The 24723-nt window shown below is 74.2% G+C and carries 22 protein-coding genes; 5 read left to right on the top strand and 17 right to left on the bottom strand.

Features of this window, described 5'->3' with window-relative positions:
* Window positions 1-45 precede the first annotated feature (45 nt).
* Window positions 46-960, top strand: a complete 915-nt coding sequence (locus IE305_RS20395; RefSeq protein WP_190131108.1) for an NADP-dependent oxidoreductase — start codon at window positions 46-48, stop codon at window positions 958-960.
* A 54-nt stretch (window positions 961-1014) separates the two neighbouring features.
* Here IE305_RS20395 and IE305_RS20390 read toward each other — a convergent pair whose 3' ends face one another.
* The 6 genes from IE305_RS20390 to IE305_RS20365 all read right to left on the bottom strand — a co-directional run bounded on the left by IE305_RS20390 (window position 1015) and on the right by IE305_RS20365 (window position 8076).
* On the bottom strand, window positions 1015-2016 hold the full coding sequence (locus IE305_RS20390) for a glycoside hydrolase family protein (protein ID WP_190131107.1): 1002 nt from the start codon (window positions 2014-2016) through the stop codon (window positions 1015-1017).
* Between the two features lie 89 nt (window positions 2017-2105).
* On the bottom strand, window positions 2106-3029 hold the full coding sequence (locus tag IE305_RS20385; RefSeq protein ID WP_190131106.1) for a carbohydrate ABC transporter permease: 924 nt from the start codon (window positions 3027-3029) through the stop codon (window positions 2106-2108).
* A gap of 3 nt (window positions 3030-3032) precedes the next feature.
* Complete coding sequence (locus IE305_RS20380) at window positions 3033-4022, bottom strand: carbohydrate ABC transporter permease (RefSeq protein WP_229891252.1); 990 nt, start codon at window positions 4020-4022, stop codon at window positions 3033-3035.
* A gap of 63 nt (window positions 4023-4085) precedes the next feature.
* On the bottom strand, window positions 4086-5360 hold the full coding sequence (locus tag IE305_RS20375) for a sugar ABC transporter substrate-binding protein (protein ID WP_190131105.1): 1275 nt from the start codon (window positions 5358-5360) through the stop codon (window positions 4086-4088).
* Window positions 5361-5507: 147 nt separating this feature from the next.
* The gene (locus IE305_RS20370) at window positions 5508-6539 is read right to left on the bottom strand and encodes a LacI family DNA-binding transcriptional regulator (RefSeq protein ID WP_190131104.1); all 1032 of its coding nucleotides are present in this window, start codon (window positions 6537-6539) and stop codon (window positions 5508-5510) included.
* 76 nt (window positions 6540-6615) lie between these two features.
* Window positions 6616-8076 carry an MFS transporter gene (locus IE305_RS20365; protein ID WP_190131103.1) on the bottom strand — a complete coding sequence of 487 codons (1461 nt, stop codon included), beginning with the start codon at window positions 8074-8076 and terminating at the stop codon, window positions 6616-6618.
* 185 nt (window positions 8077-8261) lie between these two features.
* On the opposite strand from IE305_RS20365, the gene IE305_RS20360 reads away from it, so the two are divergent.
* The 4 genes from IE305_RS20360 to IE305_RS20345 all read left to right on the top strand — a co-directional run bounded on the left by IE305_RS20360 (window position 8262) and on the right by IE305_RS20345 (window position 11290).
* Window positions 8262-8447 (top strand): hypothetical protein, encoded by a 186-nt coding sequence (locus tag IE305_RS20360; RefSeq protein ID WP_190131102.1) that lies wholly within the window; start codon window positions 8262-8264, stop codon window positions 8445-8447.
* On the top strand, window positions 8447-8665 hold the full coding sequence (locus tag IE305_RS20355; RefSeq protein ID WP_190131101.1) for a hypothetical protein: 219 nt from the start codon (window positions 8447-8449) through the stop codon (window positions 8663-8665). The genes IE305_RS20360 and IE305_RS20355 overlap by 1 nt, the downstream gene beginning before the upstream one ends.
* Window positions 8666-8741: 76 nt before the next feature.
* Window positions 8742-10181, top strand: coding sequence for an ATP-binding protein (locus IE305_RS20350; protein ID WP_190131100.1), 1440 nt, complete (start codon window positions 8742-8744; stop codon window positions 10179-10181).
* Window positions 10178-11290 (top strand): tetratricopeptide repeat protein, encoded by a 1113-nt coding sequence (locus IE305_RS20345; protein ID WP_190131099.1) that lies wholly within the window; start codon window positions 10178-10180, stop codon window positions 11288-11290. Before IE305_RS20350 ends, IE305_RS20345 begins: the two co-directional genes overlap by 4 nt.
* A gap of 49 nt (window positions 11291-11339) precedes the next feature.
* Here IE305_RS20345 and IE305_RS20340 read toward each other — a convergent pair whose 3' ends face one another.
* The 11 genes from IE305_RS20340 to IE305_RS20290 form a co-directional block, all read right to left on the bottom strand.
* Window positions 11340-11828: a nucleoside 2-deoxyribosyltransferase gene (locus tag IE305_RS20340; protein WP_190131098.1), complete on the bottom strand. Its 489-nt coding sequence runs from the start codon at window positions 11826-11828 to the stop codon at window positions 11340-11342.
* 12 nt (window positions 11829-11840) lie between these two features.
* Complete coding sequence (locus IE305_RS20335) at window positions 11841-12458, bottom strand: class I SAM-dependent methyltransferase (protein ID WP_190131097.1); 618 nt, start codon at window positions 12456-12458, stop codon at window positions 11841-11843.
* 56 nt (window positions 12459-12514) lie between these two features.
* Window positions 12515-14404: a hypothetical protein gene (locus IE305_RS20330; RefSeq protein WP_190131096.1), complete on the bottom strand. Its 1890-nt coding sequence runs from the start codon at window positions 14402-14404 to the stop codon at window positions 12515-12517.
* 91 nt (window positions 14405-14495) lie between these two features.
* A complete protein-coding gene (locus IE305_RS20325) occupies window positions 14496-15725 on the bottom strand; it encodes an MFS transporter (RefSeq protein WP_190131095.1) in 1230 nt (409 codons plus the stop codon).
* A gap of 48 nt (window positions 15726-15773) precedes the next feature.
* Window positions 15774-17027, bottom strand: a complete 1254-nt coding sequence (locus tag IE305_RS20320) for an ATP-grasp domain-containing protein (RefSeq protein ID WP_229891250.1) — start codon at window positions 17025-17027, stop codon at window positions 15774-15776.
* The gene (locus tag IE305_RS20315) at window positions 17024-18202 is read right to left on the bottom strand and encodes a DegT/DnrJ/EryC1/StrS family aminotransferase (RefSeq protein WP_190131094.1); all 1179 of its coding nucleotides are present in this window, start codon (window positions 18200-18202) and stop codon (window positions 17024-17026) included. Before IE305_RS20315 ends, IE305_RS20320 begins: the two co-directional genes overlap by 4 nt.
* Window positions 18199-19365 (bottom strand): arginine 2,3-aminomutase, encoded by a 1167-nt coding sequence (gene blsG / locus IE305_RS20310; protein WP_190131093.1) that lies wholly within the window; start codon window positions 19363-19365, stop codon window positions 18199-18201. Before blsG ends, IE305_RS20315 begins: the two co-directional genes overlap by 4 nt.
* 71 nt (window positions 19366-19436) lie before the next feature.
* Window positions 19437-20372 carry a CGA synthase-related protein gene (blsF, locus tag IE305_RS20305; protein WP_190131092.1) on the bottom strand — a complete coding sequence of 312 codons (936 nt, stop codon included), beginning with the start codon at window positions 20370-20372 and terminating at the stop codon, window positions 19437-19439.
* Window positions 20360-21364 (bottom strand): cytosylglucuronate decarboxylase, encoded by a 1005-nt coding sequence (gene blsE / locus IE305_RS20300; RefSeq protein WP_190131091.1) that lies wholly within the window; start codon window positions 21362-21364, stop codon window positions 20360-20362. The genes blsF and blsE overlap by 13 nt, the downstream gene beginning before the upstream one ends.
* A gap of 59 nt (window positions 21365-21423) precedes the next feature.
* Entirely contained in the window at window positions 21424-22689 is a 1266-nt protein-coding gene (locus IE305_RS20295; RefSeq protein WP_190131090.1) for a hydroxymethylcytosylglucuronate/cytosylglucuronate synthase, read from the bottom strand.
* A gap of 337 nt (window positions 22690-23026) precedes the next feature.
* The gene (locus tag IE305_RS20290) at window positions 23027-24718 is read right to left on the bottom strand and encodes a thiopeptide-type bacteriocin biosynthesis protein (protein ID WP_229891249.1); all 1692 of its coding nucleotides are present in this window, start codon (window positions 24716-24718) and stop codon (window positions 23027-23029) included.
* Window positions 24719-24723 lie beyond the last annotated feature (5 nt).

Genomic DNA, 24723 nt, shown 5'->3' with positions numbered 1-24723 from the left:
GTGCACACGGCACGACACGGCGGCTACGGAAGGAGCTGACAGACCATGGCGCGAGCGGTGCTGTTCCACGAGCCCGGGGGCCCGGAGGTCCTGCGGCTGGAGGAGATCGGGGAGCCCCAGCCGGGCCCGGGACAGGTGCGGGTCAGGGTGCGGGCGGCGGGCGTGCAGCCGTACGACGTGGCGATCCGCGCCGGCTGGACGCCGCCCGGCGCGGGCCCGCTGCCCCGCATCCCCGGCAACGAGATCGCGGGCGTCGTCGACCAGGTGGGGCCGGACGTCACCGCGTGGGCGCCGGGCGACGAGGTACTGGGCTTCGGGCAGCTCGGCGGGTACGCGGAACTGGCGATATGGCCGGCGGACCAGCTCGCCCGCAAGCCGGCCGCCATGCCGTGGGAGGTCGCGGGCGGTTTCACGGCGGGCATGCAGACGGCGCACATCGCCCTGGGCGAGCTGGCCCCCGGCCCCGGCGAGGTCCTCCTCGTGCACGGCGCCGCCGGTTCGGTGGGCACCGCGGCCGTCCAGCTGGCACGGGCGGCCGGGGCCACCGTCATCGGCACCGCCCGCGAGGAGAACCACGCCCACCTCGCCGCGCTGGGCGCCCTGCCCGTCGCCTACGGGGAGGGGCTGCGCGAACGCATCGAGGCGCTGGCGCCGGACGGGGTCGACGCGGTGCTGGACGGTGCCGGCGGAGCCGCGTTCGACCTGTCCCTCCGCCTGGGCGTGGCCCGCGACCGCATCCTCACGCTGGTCGAGCACGACCGGGCGGCGGAGGCCGGGGTACGGGTGACGCCGCCCACGCGGTCGGCGGCCCGGCTGGCCGGGCTCGCGGAGCGGTACGCGCGCGGCGAACTCACCTGGCACGTCCGGGCGACGTACCCCCTGGAGCGGGCGGCCGACGCCCAGCGGGACGTGGAGACGGGGCACGGCCGGGGCAAGGTCGTGCTGCTCATGGGGGAGTAGGGGAGCGGCGGGCGTGCGGTCCCGCCCGACGCGGAACGTCGGAGGGACAACGGCTCAGCCGGCCGGGGCCGCCGCCGTGGATGCGTGTCCGGCGGGACCGGGCAGGCCGTCGACGGTCAGCCGGCGTCCGTCCCAGGACACCGGCATCGGGTCGCTCACACCCCCGGTGAAGCTGCCGTCGGGCCCGGTGTGGTGGAAGCCCATCAGCACCCAGGCCCCGTCGCGCCGGCGGACCAGTTTGCCGCTGTAGTAGCGGTCGTCGGTGACCTGCTGGGCGGCGTCGATGCCGAACGGCCCCAGCAGGCTCTCGGCCGGGGCGGCCCAGATGCCGCCGCGGGTGCCGCCGGCCCGGCGGCTGCCGGACGCGTGCTCGGCGAGGCAGGAGAAGAGCAGCAGGGGCTTGCCGTCGACGACCTCCGTCTGGAGGACCTCCAGCTGTCCGAAGCCGTGCGCGGCGGGCGCGGACAGCGGGGGCCGCAACCGCCAGTTCCGCAGGTCGGCGGAGACGGCGTGGCCGACCACCCCGCGTTCGAAGGCCGGGCCGGTGGTGGCCCGGGCGGTGATCAGCATGTGCCAGCCGTCGCCGTCGGGGTCGGGGAACACCCACGGGTCGCGGAACGCCTCGTCGTGCCACTGGCCGCTGTCGAGGGTCTCGTACCAGGCGGGATCGGCGCTCAGCACCGGGTTCGTGCCGGCCTTGTGCCAGGTGGTCAGGTCGGTGGAGGTGGCGTAGCCGATCCGTTGGACGTTCCTGCCGTCACCGGCGCGCGTGGCTCCGGTGTAGAAGAGGAACCAGGTGCCGTCGGGGTGGCGGACCACCGAGCCGGTCCAGGTGGCGAGGTCGTCGAAGGCGGGGGCGTCGGCGCGGACGAGGGCGTCGGGGACGCGGGTCCAGTGCGTCAGGTCGGTCGAGACGGCGTGACCGATGGAGGCGCGGTAGTGCCGGGCCTCGGGGTCGTGCAGGGCGCGGGAGGCGTGGAGGAAGAAGAGGTGGTGCTGTGCGCCGTCGTCGGCGAACCAGAAATCCCAGACCCAGGAGTCGGGCAGCGTGAACATGTCGGCCTTTCGGGCAGGCCTCGCGGGCCCTGACCGCGGCGGGCGGCGGGGCCGGTGGAGGGGATCGAAGGGGGTGGGGTGCGCCCGGGTCAGCCCTTGACGCCGCTGGCGGCGACGCTGCTGACGAAGGCGCGCTGGAAGGCGAGGAAGACCACCAGCACCGGAAGCGTGATCATCGACGTGTACGCCATGACCTCGCCCCAGGCCGGGTTGTCCTGGAAGAAGTACTGCATGCCCACCATGACGGGGCGCAGCTTCTCGTCCTGGACCACCATGGCCGGCCACAGGTACTGGTTCCAGGCGGGCAGGAAGGTCAGGACCGCCACCGTGGCGAACGCCGGCCCGGACAGCGGCACGGCGATCCTGCGGTAGATGGTGAACCAGCCGGCGCCGTCGATCCGGGCGGCCTCGTCGATCGAGACCGGGATGGTGGAGAAGTACTGGCGGAACAGGAAAATGGAGAAGGCGTTCGCGACGAAGGGGATGATCTGCACCTGGTAGCTGTCGAGCCAGCCGATGTCCCACACCGGGACGCCGTCCTGGAAGAACACGATCGGCAGGTGGGCGACCCAGTACACCAGCGGCACCGCGATCGTCTCGAACGGGACGATCAGCGTGGCGACGACGATGCCCGTCACCAGTCCCCGGCCGCGCCAGCGCAGCCGGGACAGGGCGAAGCCGGCCATCGAGTTGACCACCAGGCCGAGCACCACCACCGCGGCGGTGACCAGCAGCGAGTTCAGCAGGAACCGGCCGACCGGGACCCGGCCGAAGACGGCGCTGTAGTTGTCCAGGCTGATGTCGCCGACCGGGAGGAAGGCGCGCCAGCTGCCGATGTCGGAGAGCAGTTGCCCGTCCGGCTTGAGGCTGGAGATGAACATGAACACCAGGGGGAACAGGAAGAACGCGGCGAGCCCGGTCAGTGCCAGGTAGGACCACGCGCGGCGGCGCCGGCGCAACTGCTGCTCGCTCGTGCCGGTGCGCGCCGGCGGCGCGCCTGGGCTTTCGGCCATGGGTCAGTCCTTGTCGCGGGTGAGGTGGCGCTGGATCAGCGAGACGGCGAGCACGAGCACGAAGAAGATCAGCGAGAGGGCGGAGCCATAGCCGGTCTGCTGCTGTCGGTAGCCGGTGACCACGGCGTGGTGGACCAGCGTCGTGGTGGAGTCGACCGGGCCGCCCTGGGTCATCACGTCGATCTGGACGAACAGGCCGAGCGCGGCGATGGTGATGGTGACGAGGACGAAGATCCTGGTCGGGCGCAGGCACGGCCAGGTCACGTCCCTGAACTGCCGCCACACCCCCGCACCGTCCATCCGGGCGGCCTCGTAGAGCTCTTCCGGGACGGTCTGCAGGCCGGACAGCCAGATCAGCATGTGGAAGCCGACGGCCTGCCAGACCGACAGCACGATGATGGCGGACAGGGCGGTGCTGGGGTTGTTCAGCCACGCGGTGCCCTGCCAGGCGCCGAAGGTGATCGAGTCGATGAGGGAGTTCACCAGGCCGTCCGGCTGGTACATGAACTTCCACAGGATCGAGACGACGACGATCGAGGTCACCACCGGGATGAAGAAGATCACCCGGAACGCGGTGACGCCGCGGATCCTCTGGTTGACCAGCAGCGCCAGGAACAGTCCGAACCCGGCCTGCAGCGGTACCACCACGGCCGCGAAGGCGAAGGTGTTGAGCGCGGAGCGGAAGAACACCGGGTCGAGGGTGAACGCCCGGACGAAGTTGTCGAGGCCGACGAAACGCGGCGGCTCGGGGGAGACCAGCCTGGCGTTGGTGAAGGACAGGGCGAAGCCCAGCAGGACCGGCACGATCAGGAAGGCCAGGAGCAGGAGCACGGCCGGGAGGGCCATGGCCAGGCCGGCCCTGGCCTCGCCGCGACGGGCGGCACCGGGCCGCTTCCGGCGCCGTACGGCAGGAGCGTTCGGGATCGCGGTCCCGGGGGGTGGGGCGTTGTGGCCGGGGTCGGCCGGGGGGTCGAGGCGCAGGGTCGCCGTCATGAGGTCACGCCTTTCCGGTGGCAGGCCTGCACGGATGCCGTCTGTCCACCGCTCGCCGGTGCGTCAGTGGGCGTAGCCCTTGTTGGCCTTGATGTCGCTGTCGATCGCTTTCACGGCCGCGTCGAGGGCCGGCTTCACGCCGGCGCCGTTCATGATGTCCTTGGCGGCCTTCTCGAAGCGGGCGGAGATCACCGGGTAGGCGGGGGTGGCGGGCCGGGGGACGGCGAACTTCTGCGACAGGACGGCGAAGGGGCGCAGCTTTCCGTCGGGGCCGAAGTACTTGGAGGCGGCGGTGGCGCCGGCGGTGGCGGGGATGACGACCTGGTTGTCGGCGAACCGGGTGAGGTACTTGTCCTGGAAGCTGAACGTCAAATAGGCGCGTGCCCCTTCGGACTGGGTCTTGCCGCAGCCGGCCGAGATGCCCCACTGCCAGGAGCCGCCGCCGGTCTTCGGGCCGTTGCCGAAGTCCACCGGCGGGAGGATCAGCAGGTCCGGGCCGACTTTTTCCAGGGCGTCCTTGGCGTTCCACACGCCGGTGTAGCTGAGCGCGACCTTGTCGTCGATGAACTTTTGGTTGCCGACCGGGCCGTTGCTGGTGGCCCATCCGTTCGTGAACGCCTTCTGGAACCAGGTGAAGAACGCCACCGCCTCCGGCCCGTTGAGCGCTCCCTCGGCGGTCTTCATGCCGTTGCGGTCGATCTCGTCGCCACCGGCGCTCTGCAGCATGGGCGAGTAGGCGTAGCTCCACCACTCACCCTTGTCGGCGGCGCCCAGGTCGAGCGGGGTCCGGTAGCCGGAGTCCTTCAGTCTGACGACGGCGGCGTCGAATTCGGCGAGGCTCCAGGGCCGTTCGGCGGTCGGGATGCGTATGTTGTTCTTCACCAGCACGGACTTGCGGGCGAAGACCGCCAGTGCTGCGTCCCAGTAGCCGGCCGAGTAGACCTTGCCCTTGTAGCGGCCCACGGCGGTGGGCAGCAGCGAGTCGGTGAGGCTGCGGGGCAGGCCGAGCGGTTTCAGGTAGCCGGACCAGGCCCAGTTGGGCATGGCCGGGCCGTCCACGTCGAGCAGGCAGGGCAGCTTGCGGGCGGCGGCGGCCGTGGTGACCGCGTCGTTGTACGAGCCTTGCGGGAAGTTCTGCTGGACGACCTTGTACGTGCTCTGCGAGCCGTTGAAGTCGTCGATGATCTTCTTGTGGACGGCCAGTTCGCCGGGATTGCCCGCCGAGTGGGTCCACATGGTGATCCGGGTCGGGCCTCCGCCGGAGGACGCGCCGTCGTGGCCGGCCCTGGCACAGCCGGTCAGCGCGACCGTACCGAGCAGGCTTGCCGCTGCTAGCATCGCGAGGGGATGACGCACAGGTGGTCCCTTCCCGGGGCCGACCGCCAAGCCGGCCCCGGAGTGAACGGCAGCGCCAACTGCCGTGTGGTTTCTCCAGATGGACGGCAGCGCCAACTGCCGTGTACTGCGAGGAGTCCGCCGCCGCTCTCAGCCTGCCTGTGGCGGCGGCGGACCCACGGAGCCCCGTCGGACGACCGGGCACTCCATGAGGTGTGGCGCGGCCGGGTCGGCCGCCCGTTCCCGCAGCGCCACCTCCATCGCCCAGCGCCCCATCTCGTAGTGCGGCAGGGCGACGGTGGTGAGCGGCGGGTCGAGGTCTGCGGCGATCAACTGCTGGTCGTCGAAGCCGACGACCGACAGGTCCTCGGGAATGCGCAGACCGCGGCGGTGGGCCGCGGCGTACGCGCCCATCGCCATCCGGTCGTTGAAGCAGAACAGCCCGGTCGGCCGGCGGTCGGCCGGCAGGTCGAGCAGTCTCCCGGCGGCGGCCCTGCCGCCCCCGGCGTCGGTCTCGCCGTGGACGTGCAGGGCGGGGTCGGGGGTGATGCCGGCCTCGGCGAGCACCTGGAGGTAGCCCTGGTGGCGGAGGGCGGAGGCGACGGCGCCCGATCCCTGCGGCGCGTCGAGGTAGGCGATCCGCCGGTGCCCGGCAGCCACCAGCTCCCGGGTCGCCGTGACGCCGCCCTCCCGGTCGTCGGGCACCACGGCCGGCCAGCCCCCCTGAGCGGGACGGCAGTCCAGGAAGACGCTGCCCTCGGCCAGGCCCGCCGGGGCGTCGACGACCTGGTGCCACATCCGTGCGTACACCATCGCATCGACCTGCTGGCCGGTCAGCGCCTCGATCGCCCGGCGCTCCTGCGCCCGTTCGCCGTCGGTGTCCACCAGCACCACCAGGTGGCCGTGTTCCCGGGCCGCGTCGTTCGCCCCCGCGAGCATCCGGCCGGCGAACGGCGTGGTGGCGATGGTGTCGGAGATCAGGCCGATCATGCGGGTGCGCCGGGTGCGCAGGCTGCGGGCCACCGAGTTGGGTGCGTAGCCGATCGCTTCGGCCGCCTCCCGGACCTTCGCCTGCGTCAGTGCCGAGATCCGGTCGCTGCCGGCCCCGCTCAGCACCATCGACACCGTGGCCGTCGACACCCCGGCAGCGGCGGCGACGTCCGACATCCGCACCCGTGCCATCGCGTCTCCCTCTCGGCCAGTGTGTGTTTAATCGATTAAACGCCGGGAGTGAGTATGTAAGCGAGCTGACGACCGGTCAAGAGGCAGCGGAGAGCGGCGTCGCGATGTCCTCCAGCGACCGGCGCTCGGCGGGCATCGCCAGGAAGGCCGCGACGATGCCGGCCGCGGTCATCAGCGCCGCGCCGATGCCGAAGGCGAGCACGGTGTCCCCGACGACGCCCGTCTCCGTCAGCCGGGAGAACAGCAGCGGCCCGCTGATGCCCCCGGCGGCCGTGCCGACGGCGTAGAAGAACGCGATGGCCAGCGCCCTGGTCTCCATCGGGAAGATCTCGCTCACCGTCAGGTACGCACTGCTCGCGCCCGCCGAGGCGAAGAACAGCACCACGCACCAGCAGGCCGTGAGGGTGACGGCGCTGAGCGAGCCCCGGCCGAACAGCCACGCGGTGCCGAAGAGCAGGAGGCCGCTCAGGATGTACGTGCCCGCGATCATGGGCCGCCGGCCGAGCGTGTCGAAGAGCCGGCCGAGCAGCAGCGGGCCGAGGAAGTTGCCGAAGGCGATGACGGCGAAGTAGTAGCCGGTGTGGCCGGACGGCACGGAGAAGAACCGGGTGAGGATGGCCCCGAAGCCGAAGGTGATGGCGTTGTAGAGGAACGCCTGGCCGATGAAGAGGGCCAGGCCCAGGGCGGCGCGGCGCGGGTAGGAGCGGAAGACGGTCCGGGCGATGGTGAGGAACCCGACGGCACCGCGCTGGTGGATCGTGATGCGGCGGTCCACCGGCTCCAGGGGCCGCCCGGTCGACGTGGAGACCTCCCGCTCGATGGACGTCACCAGCTCCTCCGCCTCCTCGCCGCGGCCGTGCATGAACAGCCAGCGCGGCGACTCCGGCACGTGCCGCCGCACCAGCAGCACGGCCAGCCCGAGCACGACGCCGAGCGCGAAGGTCAGCCGCCACCCCACGGCGGCCGGGAACACGCCGGTGTCCAGCATCACGATCGACAGCAGCGAGCCGCCGACCGCGCCGAGCCAGAAACTGCCGTTGATGACCAGGTCGACGCGGCCCCGGTAGGCGGCGGGGATCAGTTCGTCGACCGCCGAGTTGATGGCCGCGTACTCGCCGCCGATGCCGCAGCCGGTCAGGAACCGGAAGACGAAGAACCACCACGCGTGGAAGGACAGCCCGGTGAGCGCCGTCGCACCCAGGTACAGCGCGAGCGTCACCATGAACAGCTTCCTGCGGCCGTGCCGGTCGGTCAGCCGGCCGAACACCAGCGCGCCCACGCACGCCCCCGCCACGTACAGGGCCGCGGCCAGCCCCGTCACCTCGGCGCTCGTGATGGGCAGGCCACTGCCCGGCTCCGACAGCCGGGCGGCGATGTTGCCGACGACGGTGACCTCCAAGCCGTCGAGTATCCACACCGTGCCCAGCCCCAGGACCACCATCCAGTGCCAGCGGGACCAGGGCAGCCGGTCCAGCCGGGCCGGAACCGCCGTGCTCACCGTCGCGGAGTCGCCGGACCGCCGGTCCGTCATGGCCATGTGCACCCCTCCTGCCGTGTCCTGGCCGCGCCCGCGCGACCGGTGGAACCGACGGGGAGCGGCCGGCAGCCGGTTACCCGGGAACCCGCCGGTCATGCCTGGCGTGGCCGGCGGCGCGCGGGGCACACGACAGGTGACGGAAAGCGCAACGCACGAGGAAGGAGGGAAAGGAGGGATGGAACGTCATGCTGTTCCTCACCGGCGCTCTCTTCCTGCTCGGTCTGCTGTCCGGCACCGCCGCGCACGTCCCCGTACCGGTCACTCTCGTGTCCGCGGCGGTGATCTGCGCGTGGATCCTGCTGTTCGCCGCGCGGGAACGCCGGCGGACCCGCCGTCGGCACAGGGGGGCGCGCGGCGCGACGCCGACCTGATGGCCGTCTGGTCGTTCCTCACCGGGCTGACCGGCCTGCTCGTCTTCAACGTCGTCCTGGGCCCGTGCGCCCTGGCCCTGGGCACCGGTGCGCTCGTCCGGAACACGCGCCGGCGGTTCCGCGCCTGGCTGGGCATCGCACTGGGCGCCGCCGGACTGCTGCTGTTCGTGGGGCTCTCCTGGGCGCAGCACACGCCCAGCTGGTCCCTGGAGGACTGAGCCGGCCCGCGGCGGTCCCGGCCGGCCCCGGTACCTCCCGGAGGCCGGCCGGCACTGCCGAACTAGTCTGTGCCCCATGCCCGACGAGTCCTCATCCCCGCTGATCAAGAGCTTGCGCACGGCGGTCGACGCCGCCCCCGACGACGTGCCCCTGCGCCTGCACCTGGCCGGGCTCCTGCTCGGGCAGGGGCTGCGGCAGGAAGCCATCGTCCAGGCCGCCGCGGCCCTCCAGCGGGAGCCGGGCAACGCCGAGGCGCAGGCCCTGATGGCCCGCGCGGTGGTCCCCGCGCCCGCGCCGGAGCCGGCACCCGCCGCGCCGCAGCCGACACCTCCCGCGCCGGAGCCCGCACCCGTCGCCCCGCAGCCCGCGCCTCCCGCGCCGGAACCGGCACCCGCCGCCGAGGAACCCTCCGCCGAGCCCCCCTCCGGTGGCTACGATTGGACCCGCGCCGAGGACGAGGTGGCCGGCATCGTCCCGCCCCGCTTCGTCACCGCCACCCCACCGCAGGCCCCCGCACCGGAAGCCCCGGCACACCCCGAAGCACCCGCCCCCGGTCCGGCCCCCCACGCGGAACACCCTGAACACCCCCTGCCCGCACACCCCCACGGCGCCGACGACGACGGCGCCTCCCCCTGGGACGTCGAGACCGGCGGCACCCTCACCCTCGCCGACGTCGGCGGCATGCACGAGGTCAAGGACCGCCTGAACGCCGCCTTCCTCGCACCCCTGCGCAACCCCGAGCTGCGCCGCCTCTACGGCAAGAGCCTGGGCGGCGGCCTGCTGCTGTACGGGCCGCCCGGCTGCGGCAAGACGTTCATCGCCCGCGCCGTGGCCGGCGAACTCGGCGCACGCTTCATGTCCGTCAGCATCAGCGACGTCCTCGACATGTGGATGGGCAACTCCGAGCGGAACCTCCGCCAGCTCTTCGAGACCGCCCGCCGCAACGCCCCCTGCGTCCTGTTCCTCGACGAGATCGACGCCCTCGGCGCCAAGCGCAGCCAGATCCGCCACACCGGCATGCGCACCACCGTCAACCAGCTCCTCACCGAGCTCGACGGCGTCGGCGGCTCCGCCGACGACGGCGTGTTCGTCCTGGCCGCGACCAACCACCCCTGGGACGTGGACACCGCGCTGCGCCGCCCCGGCCGCCTCGACCGGATGCTGCTCGTGCTGCCGCCCGACCAGCCCGCGCGCGAGACGATCCTCCACCACCACCTCAAGGACCGGCCCGTCGCCGGCATCGACCTGGCCAAGCTGGCCCGCCGTACCGACGGGTTCTCCGGCGCCGACCTCAAGCACCTGTGCGAGTCCGCCGCCGAGCGCGCGCTCATGGACTCCGTGCGCACCGGACGGCCCCGCATGATCGGCATGGCCGACTTCGCCGCCGCGCTCGGCCAACTCCGCCCCTCCACGGGCCCCTGGTTCGCCGCGGCGCGCAACGTCGCCCAGTTCGCCAACGAGGGCGGCGCCTACGACGACCTGCTGGTGTACCTGAAGAAGCGGAAGCTGCTGTGACCACCGACACCGGCGCCGACCTGCTGCGCCGCGCCGGCGCCCTCCTCGACCTGGAACGCTTCGAGCAGGCCGCGGAGCTGTACGTCCGGTACCTCGCCGAGGAACCAGGAAACGCCTGGGCCTGGGGCGACCTCGCCCGCTGCAAAGTGCGGACGGGTGACCGCGAGGGCGCGCTCGCGGCGGCCGACGCGGCCGTCGCCGCGGACCCGCAGTGCGACTACGCGTGGCGCATGCGGGCGTTCGTCCTCCCCCTCCTGGGGCGCCTCGACGAGGCCGTCGAGGCGTCCCGGACCGCCGTCCGGCTGGGCCCCGAGGAGGCGAACAACCACAGCATGCTCGCCCGCAGTCTGGTCATCGCCGCCGACCACGAGGGCGCCTTCCAGGCGGCCCTCAAGGCGGTCGAGCTCCGGCCCGACGACGCGGGGCTGCACTTCAACCTCGCCCACCCCGCCCACCGGACCGGCCGCCACGACATCCGCGAGAAGGCGCTCCTCGAGTGCCTGCGCCTCGACCCGCAGAACGCCGACGCCCGCGCCCAGCTCGCCGAACTGCGCGACGAGGCCGGGCGGATCAAGCTGCCCGAGCTGGCGGGCGAGTACACCGCCGCCCTGGGCACCCGGCCCGACGCGCACTACATCGAGCTCAAGCTCAACGAGCTGGTGCTCCGGCTGCTGCGCCGCACCCGCTGGTTCGCCCTGCTCTGCCTGGTCATCGCCGCCCAGGCCGGCCGCGTCTTCCCCACCGGCGACGCGCCCACGGCCCTGCCCGTGCCCCTCGGCATCCGGCTGTGGGCCCTGGCGCTGATGGCCCTGGCCTGGGCCCTGGGCGCCTGGTTCCTGGCGTACCGCAAGCTGCCCCGGGGCGCCCGCAGCGCCGTGTGGTCCCTGCTCCGCCGCTACTGGCCGGCCCGTCTCCCCCTGGCCCACGCCCTGTGGGGCACGGTGTGCGCCGTGGCCCTGGTGCTGGTCCCCTGGACGGACCGCGGCGACGCGCAGGTCCTGGCCGTCGTGGGCGCCGTGCCGGTGGTGATCCCCATGTGGTTCGGCAACGCCTGGCGTCGCGAGGAGAAACACCGCCGCGAGAAGGCGCACGCCCCCAAGAAGGCGTGACGACGCCCCGGGGCCCGCTCCGGCGGATCGGGCCCCGGGGCGCCTACGCTCAGCCGCCGTTCCGGGTCACTGCCCTGCGCAGGGCCCGGTCGACCGCCGGGAGGGCCGCGGCGACGTCCGTGTGGAGGACGTACTCCACCGTGGCCACGGTGTGCAGGCCCTGGACGAGGAACGTGTAGTCCCGGCCCCGTTCCAGCAGCAGCACGATGGGTTTGCCGAAGGCGCTGGCCCAGCCCATCTCGATGTGCGTGCCGGGCGAGGCGGGGGCGCCGGGCAGGGCCACGAACGCGTCGGCCCTGCGGATCTCGTCCTGGTCGATGCGTGTGCACTCCTCGGGGCGCATCAGCCGTGCGCCCCACGCCTCCCGGCGGTGCGCGTTGTGCACGGAGATGCCCTGGGCCTCGAAGTGCTTGATGAGGATGTCGAAGGGGGCCCGGGCGTCGCCGGGCATCTCCCCGGTGGCCGGGTCGAGCAGCCCCAGGAAGGGGCCCGCCAGGAAGACCGAGCGGACGGGCGGCGGGGTGACGGGAGTGGTCATGGGCCGGTCCCCTCAGTCCTTCAGGAAGCACTGGATGTACGCGTCGCCCTCCGTGCCGTACGTGTACGACGTGGTGGCGTACGCCGTGTAGGGCCGGCGCTCGACGCGGATGCGGCGGAAGTGCGGCAGGTACTGCCACCGCAGCTCCGGCCGGGTGCTGAAGAACGGGATGAACACCCCGCCGGGCCGCAGCACCCGCACCACCTCCGGCATCGTGCGGGCCCACAGCTCCGCGTCCTTCCAGACCTCCATGTCCAGCGCCGGGTCGAAGAACATCCCGTCGATGCTCTCGGACGGCAGCTCGAAGACGCGGGTGAAGAAGTCGCCGCGCTCGATGGTGAGGTTGCCGGGCAGCTCGGGGTGGCGGGCGCGGAAGAGGTCCTCGACCTCGCCGAAGAGCTCCAGGACGGTGTGGCTGCGGGTGGCCGGGTTGCCCGCGATGCGCAGCGCGGACAGGCCCAGGCCGAGCCCCACCTCGTAGAAGTCGTGGCCGTACTCGCACAGCATGTCGGCACTGGCCCACATCAGGTCGCGCTCCCATGCCTGCATGGCCTGTTCGCCGCCGATGCTCAGGGTGACCTCGCCGTCCTGTTCCAGCAGTGTGACGGGGGGTGTCGTCGGGTTCTCCATGCGTCCGTCCTTCGTCCGTCCGGTGGGTGGGTCGGATGGTGCGGCCGTGCCGTGCGCTACGCGCGCCGTGGGACGACTCCGAAGTGCCGCCGGGCGGTCGACACCGCCAGGTCCTGCACCGCGAAGACCGTGAAGTAGTAGGCCTGGGGTGCGGTCCCGTCCGCGCACCGCACCCGGAAGGTGACGTCCCTCACCTCGCCGGCGCCGCCCCGCACCTTCACCGTGCGCGGCTCGACGGCGGTGTCGGCGCGCAGGTACGTCGGGACGAACAGCCCCAGCCGGACGGGCCCGTTGCGGGCGGGGGTCAGCGCGGCGCGGACCTCCAGCACGCCGCCCTGCTCCACCTCGTCGGCGGCGTACGCCCACAGCGCGGGCGACTCCGGCACCCGGAACGTGACGTCGCCGCAGCGCATGCACACCGCGCACGTGGTGTCCAGGACGTACGGCAGCAGGCCGCGCCGGGTGAACTCCTGCGCGGGCCGCCCGCAGTGGCAGGTGACCTCGCGCACCCGCGGGTCGAGGCGGCTGCGGTCGCCGAAGTGGGCGGGGTAGTTCATCACCTCGTCCTCGGGGTGGGCCGCGACCTGTTCCGCGAGGGCGTGGTCGAGCGACTGGAGGTCGGCGGCGAGCGAGGCGCGGATCTCCTCGGGCGACCGGTCGGCGAGGTGGGTGGGCCGGGCCGTCCACTGGTCCGTCTTGCGGGCCAGCCTGGTCAGGCGCGGGCGCAGCGGGTGCTGCGGCGGCAGCAGGCCGGAGGCGAGGAGGGCGGTGAGCCGCCGGCCCGTGGTGAGCAGCAGCGGGTCGGGGCGGTGGTCGGCCGGCGCGGGCGCCGGCGGCGTCCTCTCCGGCCGGCCCGGCAGGCCGAAGCGCAGGAACGCGGGGTACGGGTGGGAGCCCGCGAGGCTGGCGTTGAGGACGTCGACGGAGTCGGCGCCGGCGAGGGCGGCCCGCATCCACGCCACGTTCTCCGGCCGGTCGGAGTCGTGCACGGACACGGCCGCGACGACGGTGCGCGCGGGTCCGTCCAGGGCGTTGAGCAGCAGCTGGTACTTGGGGTCGTACAGCGCGAGGTCGGCCAGCGGCCCGCTGTTGCAGGCGCTGAGCACCACCTCCACGGCCTCGACGGAGTGCAGCGGCACCAGCTTGTCCTCGGGCTTGTAGCACGGCAGTCCGTAGGCGCAGCGCGGCCCGAGCAGGCCCGGCACGGCGGGCACGGCGGTGTTGCGGCCGCAGACGGTGAACTCGCCGAGGTTGACGCTGTCGTCCTTGCCGTGCCCCTGGAAGACGACCCGCCGCCACCGGGTGCCGAGGATCTCCGTCCGGATGTCGGCCCGTTCGAAGTCCCGGTCGTCGAAGACCTGCACCCCGGGCAGCGGCGGCGGCCGGTCGGTGTCGGTGAACAGGCCCAGCGCGGCCACGTCCGCGGCGGGGACCGCGTACTGCTTGGCCACGTTCCACGCCACGGAGGCGCCGTCGCGCCCGCTGAGCAGCGTCAGGGCGCGCTCGCCCCCGTGCCGGCCGGCCAGCAGCAGCGCCCGTAGGGGGTGGAGCGTGAGCCGGCCGTAGGGGCCGACGACGAGCAGCGTCCCCGGATGCCGCCCGGGGAACCCCCCGGCGTCCTCCAGCTCCTTTTCCGCCACCCACCGCCGGGCCAGCGGACGGGCCAGTTCCGCCACCCCCGCCGGCAGGTCCTCCGCCCCCAGCAGCACGCCGACGTCCAGCGGCGCGGGCCGGTCGAGGCCGCCGTACAGCCCGTCGGCCAGGGCCACGGCGCGTTCCAGGTCGGGCCGGCCGTGCACCGGTACGGGCACGGGTGTGCGGTCCGGGGCCGCGAGGAACGCCGCGACGGCGTCCGGGAAGCAGCCGGGGGCGACCGGGCGGAACAGCTCCGGTACCGGCGTGGGGGCCGGCCCGTCGTGCCGTTGCTCGCCGACGGCAGGGTTCATGGGAGGACACCTCGTGGTTCGTGCGCTGAGCGGAAGGAGAAGCGGAGGGCGGACGGGAGGACCGGCGGGCCGCGCGCGCCCACGCGCGCCGTCACGACACCCGCTCCGCCGCCGCCACCGGGCGGCGGCCCAGCAGTCCCCGGCACGCGTAGGCCACGCCCGCCCCGGCCAGGGCCACCCCGGCCGCCACCGCGAACACCCCGCGCGGCCCCACCGGCTCCACCAGCAGGCCGCCGGCCTGCTGGCCCACCGCGTCACCGAGCACCGTCGCCAGCGACGCCCATGTGAACGCCTCCGTCAGCAGCCGGCTGTCCGCCACCCGGCTCACCAGCGTCATCTCCGTGGCCGACACCAGGGCGATGGGCACGCTGCCCACGGCCAGCGCCACCCCCAGCGTCAGGTCGGAGACGGCCAGCAGCGGCAGCGCCGTGCCCACCGCGTACGCCGCCACCAGCCGCGGGAACCGCAGGTGCACGGCCACCTCCGTCTGCGACCGGCCCAGCCACAGCGCGCCCACCGCGCTGCCCACGCCCCAGCACGCGTACACGACGCCGGTGCTGCCGGGCGAGCCATGGCCGGCGACGAAGGCGGGGATGGCCAGCGTCATCAGGCCGATCGGCACCGCGCACACCACCATGACGGACGTGAGCGCCAGCAGCGCCGGCTCCCGCAGCGGCCCCAGCAGGTGACGCCCGCCCTCCTCCGCCGGCCCGTCCGCGCCCGCCGGCCCGGCGGGCAGGCGGGTCAGGGCCAGCCCCAGCGCCCCGGCCCCGCCGACGGCCGCCACCGCCGTCAGCGCCACGCCCGCCGATCCCGGCAGCATCAGCGCCGCCAGCATCAGCGGCGCACCGATCACCAGCACCTCGGTGAGCAGCGCCTCCCACAGGTAGGCGATCTCCCGCTCGTCGTCCGCCAGGGGCAGCCGTGCCCACAGCGAACGCATACAGGCGTTGGCCGGCGGCAGGGCCACCCCGGCGACGGCCGCCGCGACCGGCTGCGCCCAGCCGTCCGGCCGCGTCGCCCACACCAGCAGCGCCAGCGCCGACGGATAGACCAGGCCGGTGGCGACGAGCACCGGGCGCCGCCCCCGCCGGTCCACGTACCGGGCGACGAGCGGCCCGCCCACCGCCATGCCGGCCGTGTACACGGCCGCCACCAGGCCCGCCCGCGCGTAGCTGCCGCCCTGCTCCCGCACCACCAGCACCATGGCCAGCGACATCAGGTAGACGGGCAGCCGCGCCACCACGCTCCAGCAGGCCACGCCCACCACGTGATGGTGCGTCAGCAGGTCCAGGAACCGCCGGGGCAACCCGTTCGTCACTGTCTCGGTCTCCGTTCGTGGCCGTCACGGTCCGCGCGGTGCGGCAGGTCAGGGGCGTGCCGCACCGGCCTCCCGGGCCGGCGCCGGAGGGCCGACCTCGATGGTGAAGGCGTCGAGCACCGCCCGCATGCGCTGCTCCACCTCGCGGACCGACGCACCCGTCACGTGCACGTACCCGGAAGCGTTGTGCGAGGCACGACGTGCCGTCACCGGATCGCCGGCGCCCACCCTGAGAACGGCCGCCACGACCCCGGGGATGCGCAACAGCTCCTCCCTGGGGGTGACGGACCGGACGACGCCCGAGCCCGGCAGGGGCAGCAGCAGGTCGCCCGCGCAGCGCCGCGCCCCGTAGCGGAGGGCCGGGCGGCGCCCCAGGTAGACGTCGAGGGTGGCGCCGAAGACGTCGAAGCCGTACGCGTACCCGTGGTTCGCGGTGATCTCGCAGCCGGCGAGCCGCACCCCGATCTCGCCCGCGTAGGGCTCGCCGTCGACGAGGAAGAACTCCATGTGCAGGTAGCCGTGGTCGACGCCCATGCCCGTGACGATGCGCTGGAGCAGCGACCGCAGGTCCACGGGCGGGCCCTCGGCGGTGGCGACGCTGATGTTGGCGTTCATCGCGCCGTCGACGATGTCCAGCGGCCGGCACGGCATCGCGCTCGGCCAGGCGTCCAGCACCTCGCCGTCGTGGACGAGCCCGCACACCTCCCACTCCGTGCCGCCGAGGAACTCCTCCACCATCCACTCCCGGGCCCCGAAATCGACCCCCGCGAGCGAGTCCGGCCCGGTCAGCCGGAAGGTGTCCACGCAGGCGAAGGAGTCCACGGGCTTGAGCACCAGCGGCCAGCCGCACTCCGCCGCAAACCGCTCGACGCAGGCCGGCCCGGCCACGCGCGCGTACCGCGCCGTCCGCAGCCCCAGCTGCCGGAACCTGTCCTTCATGGCGTGCTTGTCCCGCACCCACCTCACCTGCTGCTGCGTCAGGTGCGGCAGCCCGGCCAGCGCGGCGAACCGCTGGGCCACCGCCTGCCGGGGCTCCGAGGGGTTGCAGAACCGGTCCGGGCGCACCGGCAGGCCGGCCACCCACGCCTCGTAGCGCCGGACCTCCTCCTCCAGCGGCACGCCCTCCCGCACCCAGAACGCGGGCAGGTGCGCGGTCTCCCGCAGGTAGTCGTCCGACAGGTCGCGGCGGACGGCGGCGAAGCGCAGCAGCACCAGCCGGCCGGCCATCTCCCGTGCCACGTACCGGGTGAAGGAACTCGCCCGGTCGTCCGCCATCAGCAGCACGGGCCCGCTGCCGGTCACACGGCCTCCAGGGTCTGGCGCAGGGCCTTGACGGCCAGGACCTGGTCCTGCTCGGACAGTTCGGGCGACAGCGGGACGCACAGCGTGCGGTCCAGCAGGTCCCGGGTGCGGGCGAAGCCGTCCCGGCTGAGCATGAGGGGCCCGTCGGGGGCGAGGCTCCAGGGGAAGCCGTCGGCGTACAGGGACCTGCGGCCGGTGATCACCGGGTGCTCGGGCAAGAGGTACTTGCCGAGCGTCCAGTTGGCGATGCCGCGCGCGGTGAGCGCGGCCACCGCCGCGTCCCGCAGCTCCCGGCTCTCCCAGCGGAACCGCAGACTGATCTTCACGTCGCCGGCGGCCCGCGGCAGCACCCGCAGGTCGCGGCGGTCGGGCAGCTCCTCCATGGCGATGGCGTGCTGCCGCTCCAGGCCGGCCAGCAGCTCGTCGAGGTGGCGGAACTGCTGGTACTGGATGGCCGCCACGCCCTCGCTGGTGACGAAGTTCTCCCCGTAGTGGGCGTCCGGGTTCCACGCGGGGTAGCATCCGGGCACCCGGGCCGACCCGTGGTCGTGGTAGCAGCGCATGGTGGCCCAGGCCTCCGGGTCGCCGGTGACCACCAGGCCGCCCTCGCCCGACGTCAGCACCTTGTTGTGGTGGAAGCTGAACGTCCCCGCGTACCCGGCGGTGCCGGCGTGCCGGCCGTCGGGGTGGACGGCGCCCAGCGCCTGCGCGCAGTCCTCCACCACGTAGGGGATGCCCTCGGGGACCGGGGCCACCGTGCCCTCCATATGGGCGGTGATCACCCGTTCGGTGCCGGGTGGCAGCAGACCGGGGTCCAGGGAGAGCGACTCGTCGACGTCGACGAGCACCGGAACCAGCCCGCTGGCGAGCACGGCGCCCGCCACCGCCACGAACGTCACCGCCGGGATGTGCACGAGGTCGCCGGTGCGCGGCCGGGTGGAGATCAGCGCCAGGCGCAAGGCCTCGGTGCCGTTGTGCACGGCCAGGACGTGCCGGGCGCCCAGGCGTCCGGCGACCCGGCGCTCCAGCCGCGAGGCGACGGACTCGCCCTCGGTCTGGTAGCGGAACAGCACGCCCTGCTCGATCGCCTCGCGCAGCTCGTGCATGTCCGACCAGTCCAGGTAGTTGGCCCCGTAGGGCAGGAAACGCTGCCCGAGGCGCTTGTCGAGGCTCATCGGGCATCGTCCTCCGTGACCGGGCAGGTGGCGGCGTCCAGGGTCATCTCCTGCCCGGCGTGGTTGCGCAGCCGCAGGCCGCCGGGCGTGGGCGTGAAGTACGGGCGGGCCACGGGAATCTTGCCGATCCGCGTGGTGAGGACGTACTGCGGCACCCCGAACCCGGTGATGTGGCCCTGGAGGCCCTCCATGACCTCCCAGCCCTTCTCCACCGTGGTCATGAAGTGCGAGACACCGGTGACGTTGTCGCAGTGGTAGAGGTAGTAGGGGCGCACCCGGATGCGCAGCAGCTCCGTCATCAGCTTCCGCATGGTGGCCACGTCGTCGTTGATGCCGCGCAGCAGCACGGTCTGGTTGCCCACCGGGACGCCGTGCCGCAGCAGCCGGTCGACGGCCGCCGCCGACTCCGCCGTGATCTCCTTCGGGTGGTTGAAATGCGTGTTCAGCCAGACGGGGTGATAGCGCGCCAGCATGGCGCACAGCTCGTCGGTGATGCGCTGCGGCAGCAGCACCGGGAAACGGCTGCCGATCCGGACGATCTCCACGGTGGGGATCGCCCGCAGCCCGGCGACGATCTCCTCCAGGCGGCCGTCCGGGTACGACAGCGGGTCGCCGCCGGTCAGCAGCACGTCCCGGATCTCGGGGTGCTCGGCGATGTAGCGCAGGTCCTCGTCGAGCGCACCGCCCTCGTCGTCGCGGAAATAGGTGCCGGACAGGTCCGTGGTGTGGAACTTGCGCGTGCAGTGCCGGCAGTAGACCGGGCACGCCTCGGTGACCAGCAGGATCACGCGGTCGGGGTACTTGTGCACCACGCGGTTGGTCACCCGGTAGTACGTGTCGCCCACCGGGTCGACCTCGGCACCGGGGTGCTCGGTCAGCTCCGCCGGAGCGGGGACGGCCTGCTGCCGCACCGGGCAGGACGGGTCGTCGGGGTCCATCAGGGACGCGTAGTAGGGGGTGATGGACCAGCGGTACTTGCCGGCCGAGCCGGCGATGGCCTTCTCCTCCTCGGAGGTCAGGTGGATCCACTGCCGGGCCTTCTCGGTGCTGTTGATGCGTTTCCGCATGTGCCAGCGCCAGTCGTTCCACTCCGCGGCCGGAATGCGGGGCCGGAAGCCGGCGGTGGCTGCGGTCGCGTCGTGTTCGCCGGGTGTGCCGGACATGGCGGCTCCAGGGTCGACGGCCGATCGGACGGTGGGACGGTGGGACGGTTCCGGAGCGAAGAGGGGGCCGGTCAGGGCGGGGCGAGGCAGAGCTGGCGTACGCCCCGGGCCACGCGCTGCGCCCCGCGCAGGTCGTCGGCGTCCGGGTCCAGCGACCGCCACGGCCCGCCGTCGGGCGGGTCCCACACGGCGTCGTCCGGCCCCCCGGCCACGGGCACCGGGAGCAGGCGCGCCACCCGGTCGGCCAGGTCCGCCTGCGCGGCACCAAGCGGCGGCAGGAACGCCAGGGGCGCACGGCGTGCCTGGGCGAGTCCGAGCGCTGCCAGGGTGGGGGATGCCAGGAGCACGGCGCACCCGGCGTGCAGCGCGTCGGCGTCGGTGTCCGCGGCCCGGTGCCACCGCACCTGCCGGGGCGGGTGCGGTCCGGTCGCTGCGGACCGGGCCCCGGCGAGGCCGGTGTCGCAGACGACGTCGCACCGGCCGGTGCGCTCCACCGCCGTCCGGACCAGTGCCCGGAGCGGCCCCGCCGCGAACCGCTGGGCCTCGTCCGGCGGGACGCCCCACAGGGACAGCAGCAGGAGCGCACCCGTACGGGTCCGGTCCCGTGCCGTACGGGCCGGCCCCAGCAGCCCCGTGGGCCGGGCGCCGGGCCCGGCGGGCGAGGGGCCGGGCAGCCAGCCCGGCCGGTGCACGCGGTGCAGCGCGCGCCCGATGCCGTACGCCCCGGCGTCGTGGGGCTCGTCGTCCGGGGTGTGCCCGGAGCGCAGGTGCACCACGGGGACGCCCAGGTCCAGCAGACGCCCGGTGACGGCCGCGTCGTCGCAGACCAGGGCCACGTCCGGCGGGGTGCCGGGAGACCGGCGCGTGGTGGTGGCGAGCCCGGTGAGGTGCGCGGCGACGCGGCGCCGGGCCAGCACCGAGTCGAGCTGCTCCTCCCGCGCGGCCAGCAGCACCCGGGGGCGCGGCGGGGCGGCGGGCCCGCCGCCGGCCGGGGTCAGTAGCGCCATGGCGGCACCGTGCCGAGCCGGGCGACGTCGTCGCTGTAGCCCGCGGCCGTCGTGGAGCAGCCCCCGCACACCTCGGGGCCGTGCTCGCGGAAGAAGTCGGCGTGCGCCCGGAAGACGGGCGTGTCGAGCAGCACGGTGCCGTTCTCCCGCAGCGGCGCGCCGGCGGCCGGCCCGTCGCCGTCCCGGTGGGGCAGGCAACTGCACGCGTACACGCGCCCGTACCGCCCGTCGATGTAGATCACGTCGTCGACGACGTGGCACAGCGGCCGGGAGGCGCGCGGCGTCACCGACTCGGTGAAGTACCGCTCCTGTTCCTCGGGCGTGTCGCCGTAGAACCGCTTGCCCAGCGGCACGAGCACGGTGTCCGGGTCGGCGTCGTAGACCGGGTCGCACACCTGCCGCACGTGCGCGGGGTCGGGGTAGGTGATGCTGCGGTCCAGCTTGAGGGCGGACAGTTCCCACTGCACCACGCCCGCCTCGGTGAGCACCTTCTGGAGCTGCGGCACCTCGGTGTAGTTGTGGGGCCCGACGACGGTGTTGACGCGCGGCAGGACGCCGAGCGCCGCGGCCGCGCGCAGCCCTGCCAGCCCGTTGCCGAACATGCCGGGGGAACGGCGGTACACGTCGTGCGTCGCGGCCGAGGCGCCGTCCAGGCTGACGATCACCTGGGCCAGTCCGGCCGCGGCCAGGCGCTCCGCCATCCGCGGCAGCAGCATGCCGTTGGTGATGAGGGACATCTTCATGCCCGCGGCGGCGCCCGCCCGCACCAGCTCCACCACGCCCTGGTGCATGAGGGGTTCGCCGCCGGTGAAGCGCACGTACGCCACCCCGGCGGCGCGGGCGCGCGGCAGCAGCTCCTCGAAGTCCTCCAGGGAGAACCGGTAGGCGTCGCGCGACAGCGCGAACTCGCACATGAAGCAGTCGGCGTTGCAGGCTTCCAGGATCCGTACGAACAGGTAGCGGTGACGCTCGCGCGCCGGACGCTCAGGCATCGGACGTGGCCTTTCGGACCGTTCACGGGCACCGGACGGGGAGGCGGCTCACAGGACCGTCATGAGCGGTCCCGCACTATCGCCAGCACCGCGTCGGCCACCTGGGCCGCGCCGCCGGTGCCCACGCCCGCCGTGAGCGCACCCCAGTCCGCTCCCTCCGCGGCCCGGTCCAGCGCCGCCAGGAGGGCGTCCCGCAGCGCGGTCACCGCCGGCGCGCCGCCGGCCCGCGCGGCCGCCTCGCCGATGCCCGCGTAGACGTGCTCCAGGGCGTGCTCCTCGCCCTTCGCACGGAGCGCGAGCGCGTCCTCCTCGCGGAAGACGTCGTCCGGCCACGGCACCCGCACGTCGGCGCCCACCGCCCGGCTGTGGGCGCGGCCGTTGAAGATCTGGCTGAGGTTCTGCGGCGGCAGGCACACCGTGGGCACGCCCAGCCGCCCCGCCTCCAGCAGGGTGGTGAGCCCCGGGGAGGCGAGCAGGACGTCGCAGGAGGCCATCTCGGCGAGGAACGCGCCGTGCGGCAGCGGCCCGGCCGTCACCCGCAGCGGCGGCCGCTCGACGAACCCGGCCAGCAGGCCCGGCGGCACGTTGCCGGCCAGGTGCGCCTCGCGCACGCCCTGCGCGGCGAGGGCCTGCAGGGCGGCGGGGACGACCACGCGCGGATAGCCGGTCCAGTCGGCGAGCCGAGGGGCGCGCAGGCCGCCGAGGCTCACCAGCGCCCGGCGCCACGGCCGGACGGCGGCGGGCGGCGCGAGGCGCGGCGCCGGGGCGTCCCCGGCCGTTGCCACGACCGCCTCGACCCAGCGCAGCGACCTGACGGAGGCCAGCACGTCCCGGCACTCCGGGGGCAGTTCGGTGGACCGCTGGGCGCAGTAGACCGTCACGTCCAGCGGCAGCGCGGCCCGGTCGCCCTCGGTCCACAGGAACGGCAGGCTGTCCACGAACACGGTGGGCACCCCGGCCGCCTCCAGGTCCATGGCGAGCGGCCCGTCGAGCACGACCAGCGCCGCCCGCACCCCCTGGGAGCGCACGATCTCGCCGAGCGCCGCCCGCCGCCCCTCGGCGGAGCCCGGCAGGTCGTACCAGGCGATGTCGGAGCGTTCGGCGAGGACGGGGCGGCCCAGGCCGGAGGCGAGGCCGACGAACCGCAGCGCCACCGGGGACCGGTCCCGCAGCGCGGAGAGCACGGCGCTCAGCTTCCCCGAGCTGCCCCAGCCGAACTCGGCGCCGGCGAGGGCGACCGCGACGGGTTCCCGGCCGGGGGCCGGCGGCGGTGCTGCGGCGGGTGTGCGGAGGACGGGCGGGCGCAACTCGGGAACACGGCGCATCGGTGTCTTTCCGGCTTCGTCGGGCGGGCGGGGCCCTGGGCGGACGGGGAAAGGTGCCGGTGCCAACGTTCACGTATCGCCCCCCGCCCGCACAAGCCACTATCGGCAGAATCCAGTCGGGGGAGAAGAAGTCAGGTGACAGTAGATAAGTACGTCAAATCCACTTTTTCGCATCCGTGGGGGCGAGGGACGGTGCAGTAGCGGGACGGCCGGGGCGCAAGGGCTGGGAGTGACGGTCACCCGGCCGGCCCCCGCCGAAGTGCGCCGGGGGCGCGCGGCACGGCCCCGGCCAACCCCATGGCCGTAATGAGCTGTGCCCCACCACCCCCCGCCCCGCTCAGCCCTCCGTACGGCGCCCCAGCGGCAGCAGGTACTGGAGCGGCCGGTCGAGGTCGTCCAGACCGAACACCTCGTGCGCCAGGTCGTCGTGGAACCCGCCCAGCGGCGTGCCGCCCAGGCCCACGGCCGCCGCCGTCAGCAGCAGCGTCTGCGTCAGGTGGCCCGTCTCCAGCAGCGCCAGGCGCAGCGCACGCAGCCCGTACCGGCGCCGCAGCAGCCCCAGCTCCACGTACACGCCCAGCACCACCGGCGCCCCCTCGACACCGATCCAGTCGGGGTCCTCCGGCGGCCGCGAGAAGTACGTCGACAGCGGCACGACGTCCGCGACCGGCGGCACCGGGCCGACCGGGCGCAGCACACGGCGTTCCGGCACACAGTCGTACGTCCCCGCCGGCAGCCCCGCGACGTCCAGGGCCAGCAGCCGCACCCGGACCGTGTAGAGCGCGCCGGCACTCGGGTACGGCCGGTGCACCAGGGCCCGCCCGGAGCCGTCCGCGAGACGCTGCCGCGAACGGCTGCTCTCCGCCAGCGCGGACCACAGCACCGTGCCCAGCCCCGCGGCGTCCAGCGGCCCGCCCAGCGCGCCGCGCACCGACGCCCGGGCCGCCAGCGCCTCGCCCAGCGACACCGCCGGCAGCGGACCCGCCGGCAGGGGGACGTCCGCCGGGCCTCGCCCGCCCGCCGGCTCCGCGTCAGCACCGGGCAGGGGCCGCAGCGCCGTGTCCTCGTTGCGGCCGATCTGGAACTTGCTGCGCTCCAGATACTGCACGTCCGGCGCCCGGTGCCCCACGGGGAAGAACGACGGCGGCTCACCCGCGTCCAGCAGCGTCCGGGAGGCGAGCCGGCACACGGCCCGCTCCTCGTCCGGGCCCACGCCCAGCCGGTTGAGGAGCATGTGCAGCTGCGACGCCCACACCCACGGCAGCACTCGGTCCGCCTCGCCGGCCTCCGCGTACCGGGCCCGCAGCCGCCCGTCCGCCTCCCGCACGGCGGCCACCCACTCCAGCAGCCACGGCGCCCCGCTGCCCCGCTCCAGCCCCTCGCGCAGCGCCTCCGCCCGGGCCACCAGCGCCTTCTGCTGGGCGGCGTACACCGCGTTCACCCGCGTGTGCACCGCCGCACCCGGCAGCAGCGGCACCTCCGTGACCCACCGCCAGCCCGCCGCCTGCCGCCGCAGCCACCCCGCCGCCGCGAGCCGGTCCATGCCCAGCGCGTACGCCGTGGCGTGCGCCAGGTCCGCCGCGACCGTCAGCCGTCCGGCGGCGCCGGGCCCCGCCCGCAGCTCGCGCAGCGCCGCGACCGCCACACGCGACGAGACGGCGAACACCTCCTCGGCCACCGGCAGCGCGCCCGGCCCGCCGTAGCGGTCGGTCTCCGGCACGTAGGCCACAGCGCGCAGCTCGCCGTGGCGCGACGGCCACGGCCCGGGCACGGCGGGCCGCGCCGCGGCGGCCCGGGCCAGCTCCGTGGCCAGCCCCGACGCCGCCCCGCCGTCGATCCCGCGCACCCGTACGCGTACGTGCGGCCCCTCCTCCCCGTACCGGATGAAGAACCACTCGGCGGCGCCGTCGAGCAGCGGGGCCACGTCCTCGGTCAGGAACGCGTCGGTGTCCTCCGTGCCGGAGTGCAGGAAGAGGTGGAAGCTGTGCCACCTGGTCAGGGTTGCGGCATCAGTCACGGCGTCGGTCACGGAAG

The organism is Streptomyces mashuensis (assembly GCF_014654785.1).
GTDB classification, from domain to species: Bacteria; Actinomycetota; Actinomycetes; order Streptomycetales; family Streptomycetaceae; genus Streptomyces; species Streptomyces mashuensis.
The sequence above is the reverse complement of the archived record's forward strand: the minus strand, read 5'-3'. Positions and strand labels throughout refer to the sequence as shown.

Coding starts and splice junctions, on each gene's coding strand:
- IE305_RS20380 (WP_229891252.1), bottom strand. CDS start 4,022: ATGACGGCGACCCTGCGCCTCGACCCCCCGGCCGACCCCGGCCACAAC.
- IE305_RS20370 (WP_190131104.1), bottom strand. CDS start 6,539: ATGGCACGGGTGCGGATGTCGGACGTCGCCGCCGCTGCCGGGGTGTCG.
- blsE (WP_190131091.1), bottom strand. CDS start 21,364: ATGCCTGAGCGTCCGGCGCGCGAGCGTCACCGCTACCTGTTCGTACGG.
- IE305_RS20385 (WP_190131106.1), bottom strand. CDS start 3,029: ATGGCCGAAAGCCCAGGCGCGCCGCCGGCGCGCACCGGCACGAGCGAG.
- IE305_RS20390 (WP_190131107.1), bottom strand. CDS start 2,016: ATGTTCACGCTGCCCGACTCCTGGGTCTGGGATTTCTGGTTCGCCGAC.
- IE305_RS20315 (WP_190131094.1), bottom strand. CDS start 18,202: ATGAGCCTCGACAAGCGCCTCGGGCAGCGTTTCCTGCCCTACGGGGCC.
- IE305_RS20355 (WP_190131101.1), top strand. CDS start 8,447: ATGGCCGTCTGGTCGTTCCTCACCGGGCTGACCGGCCTGCTCGTCTTC.
- IE305_RS20360 (WP_190131102.1), top strand. CDS start 8,262: ATGCTGTTCCTCACCGGCGCTCTCTTCCTGCTCGGTCTGCTGTCCGGC.
- IE305_RS20335 (WP_190131097.1), bottom strand. CDS start 12,458: ATGGAGAACCCGACGACACCCCCCGTCACACTGCTGGAACAGGACGGC.
- IE305_RS20375 (WP_190131105.1), bottom strand. CDS start 5,360: ATGCTAGCAGCGGCAAGCCTGCTCGGTACGGTCGCGCTGACCGGCTGT.
- IE305_RS20395 (WP_190131108.1), top strand. CDS start 46: ATGGCGCGAGCGGTGCTGTTCCACGAGCCCGGGGGCCCGGAGGTCCTG.
- IE305_RS20350 (WP_190131100.1), top strand. CDS start 8,742: ATGCCCGACGAGTCCTCATCCCCGCTGATCAAGAGCTTGCGCACGGCG.
- blsF (WP_190131092.1), bottom strand. CDS start 20,372: ATGGCGCTACTGACCCCGGCCGGCGGCGGGCCCGCCGCCCCGCCGCGC.
- blsG (WP_190131093.1), bottom strand. CDS start 19,365: ATGTCCGGCACACCCGGCGAACACGACGCGACCGCAGCCACCGCCGGC.
- IE305_RS20365 (WP_190131103.1), bottom strand. CDS start 8,076: ATGGCCATGACGGACCGGCGGTCCGGCGACTCCGCGACGGTGAGCACG.
- IE305_RS20340 (WP_190131098.1), bottom strand. CDS start 11,828: ATGACCACTCCCGTCACCCCGCCGCCCGTCCGCTCGGTCTTCCTGGCG.
- IE305_RS20330 (WP_190131096.1), bottom strand. CDS start 14,404: ATGAACCCTGCCGTCGGCGAGCAACGGCACGACGGGCCGGCCCCCACG.
- IE305_RS20295 (WP_190131090.1), bottom strand. CDS start 22,689: ATGCGCCGTGTTCCCGAGTTGCGCCCGCCCGTCCTCCGCACACCCGCC.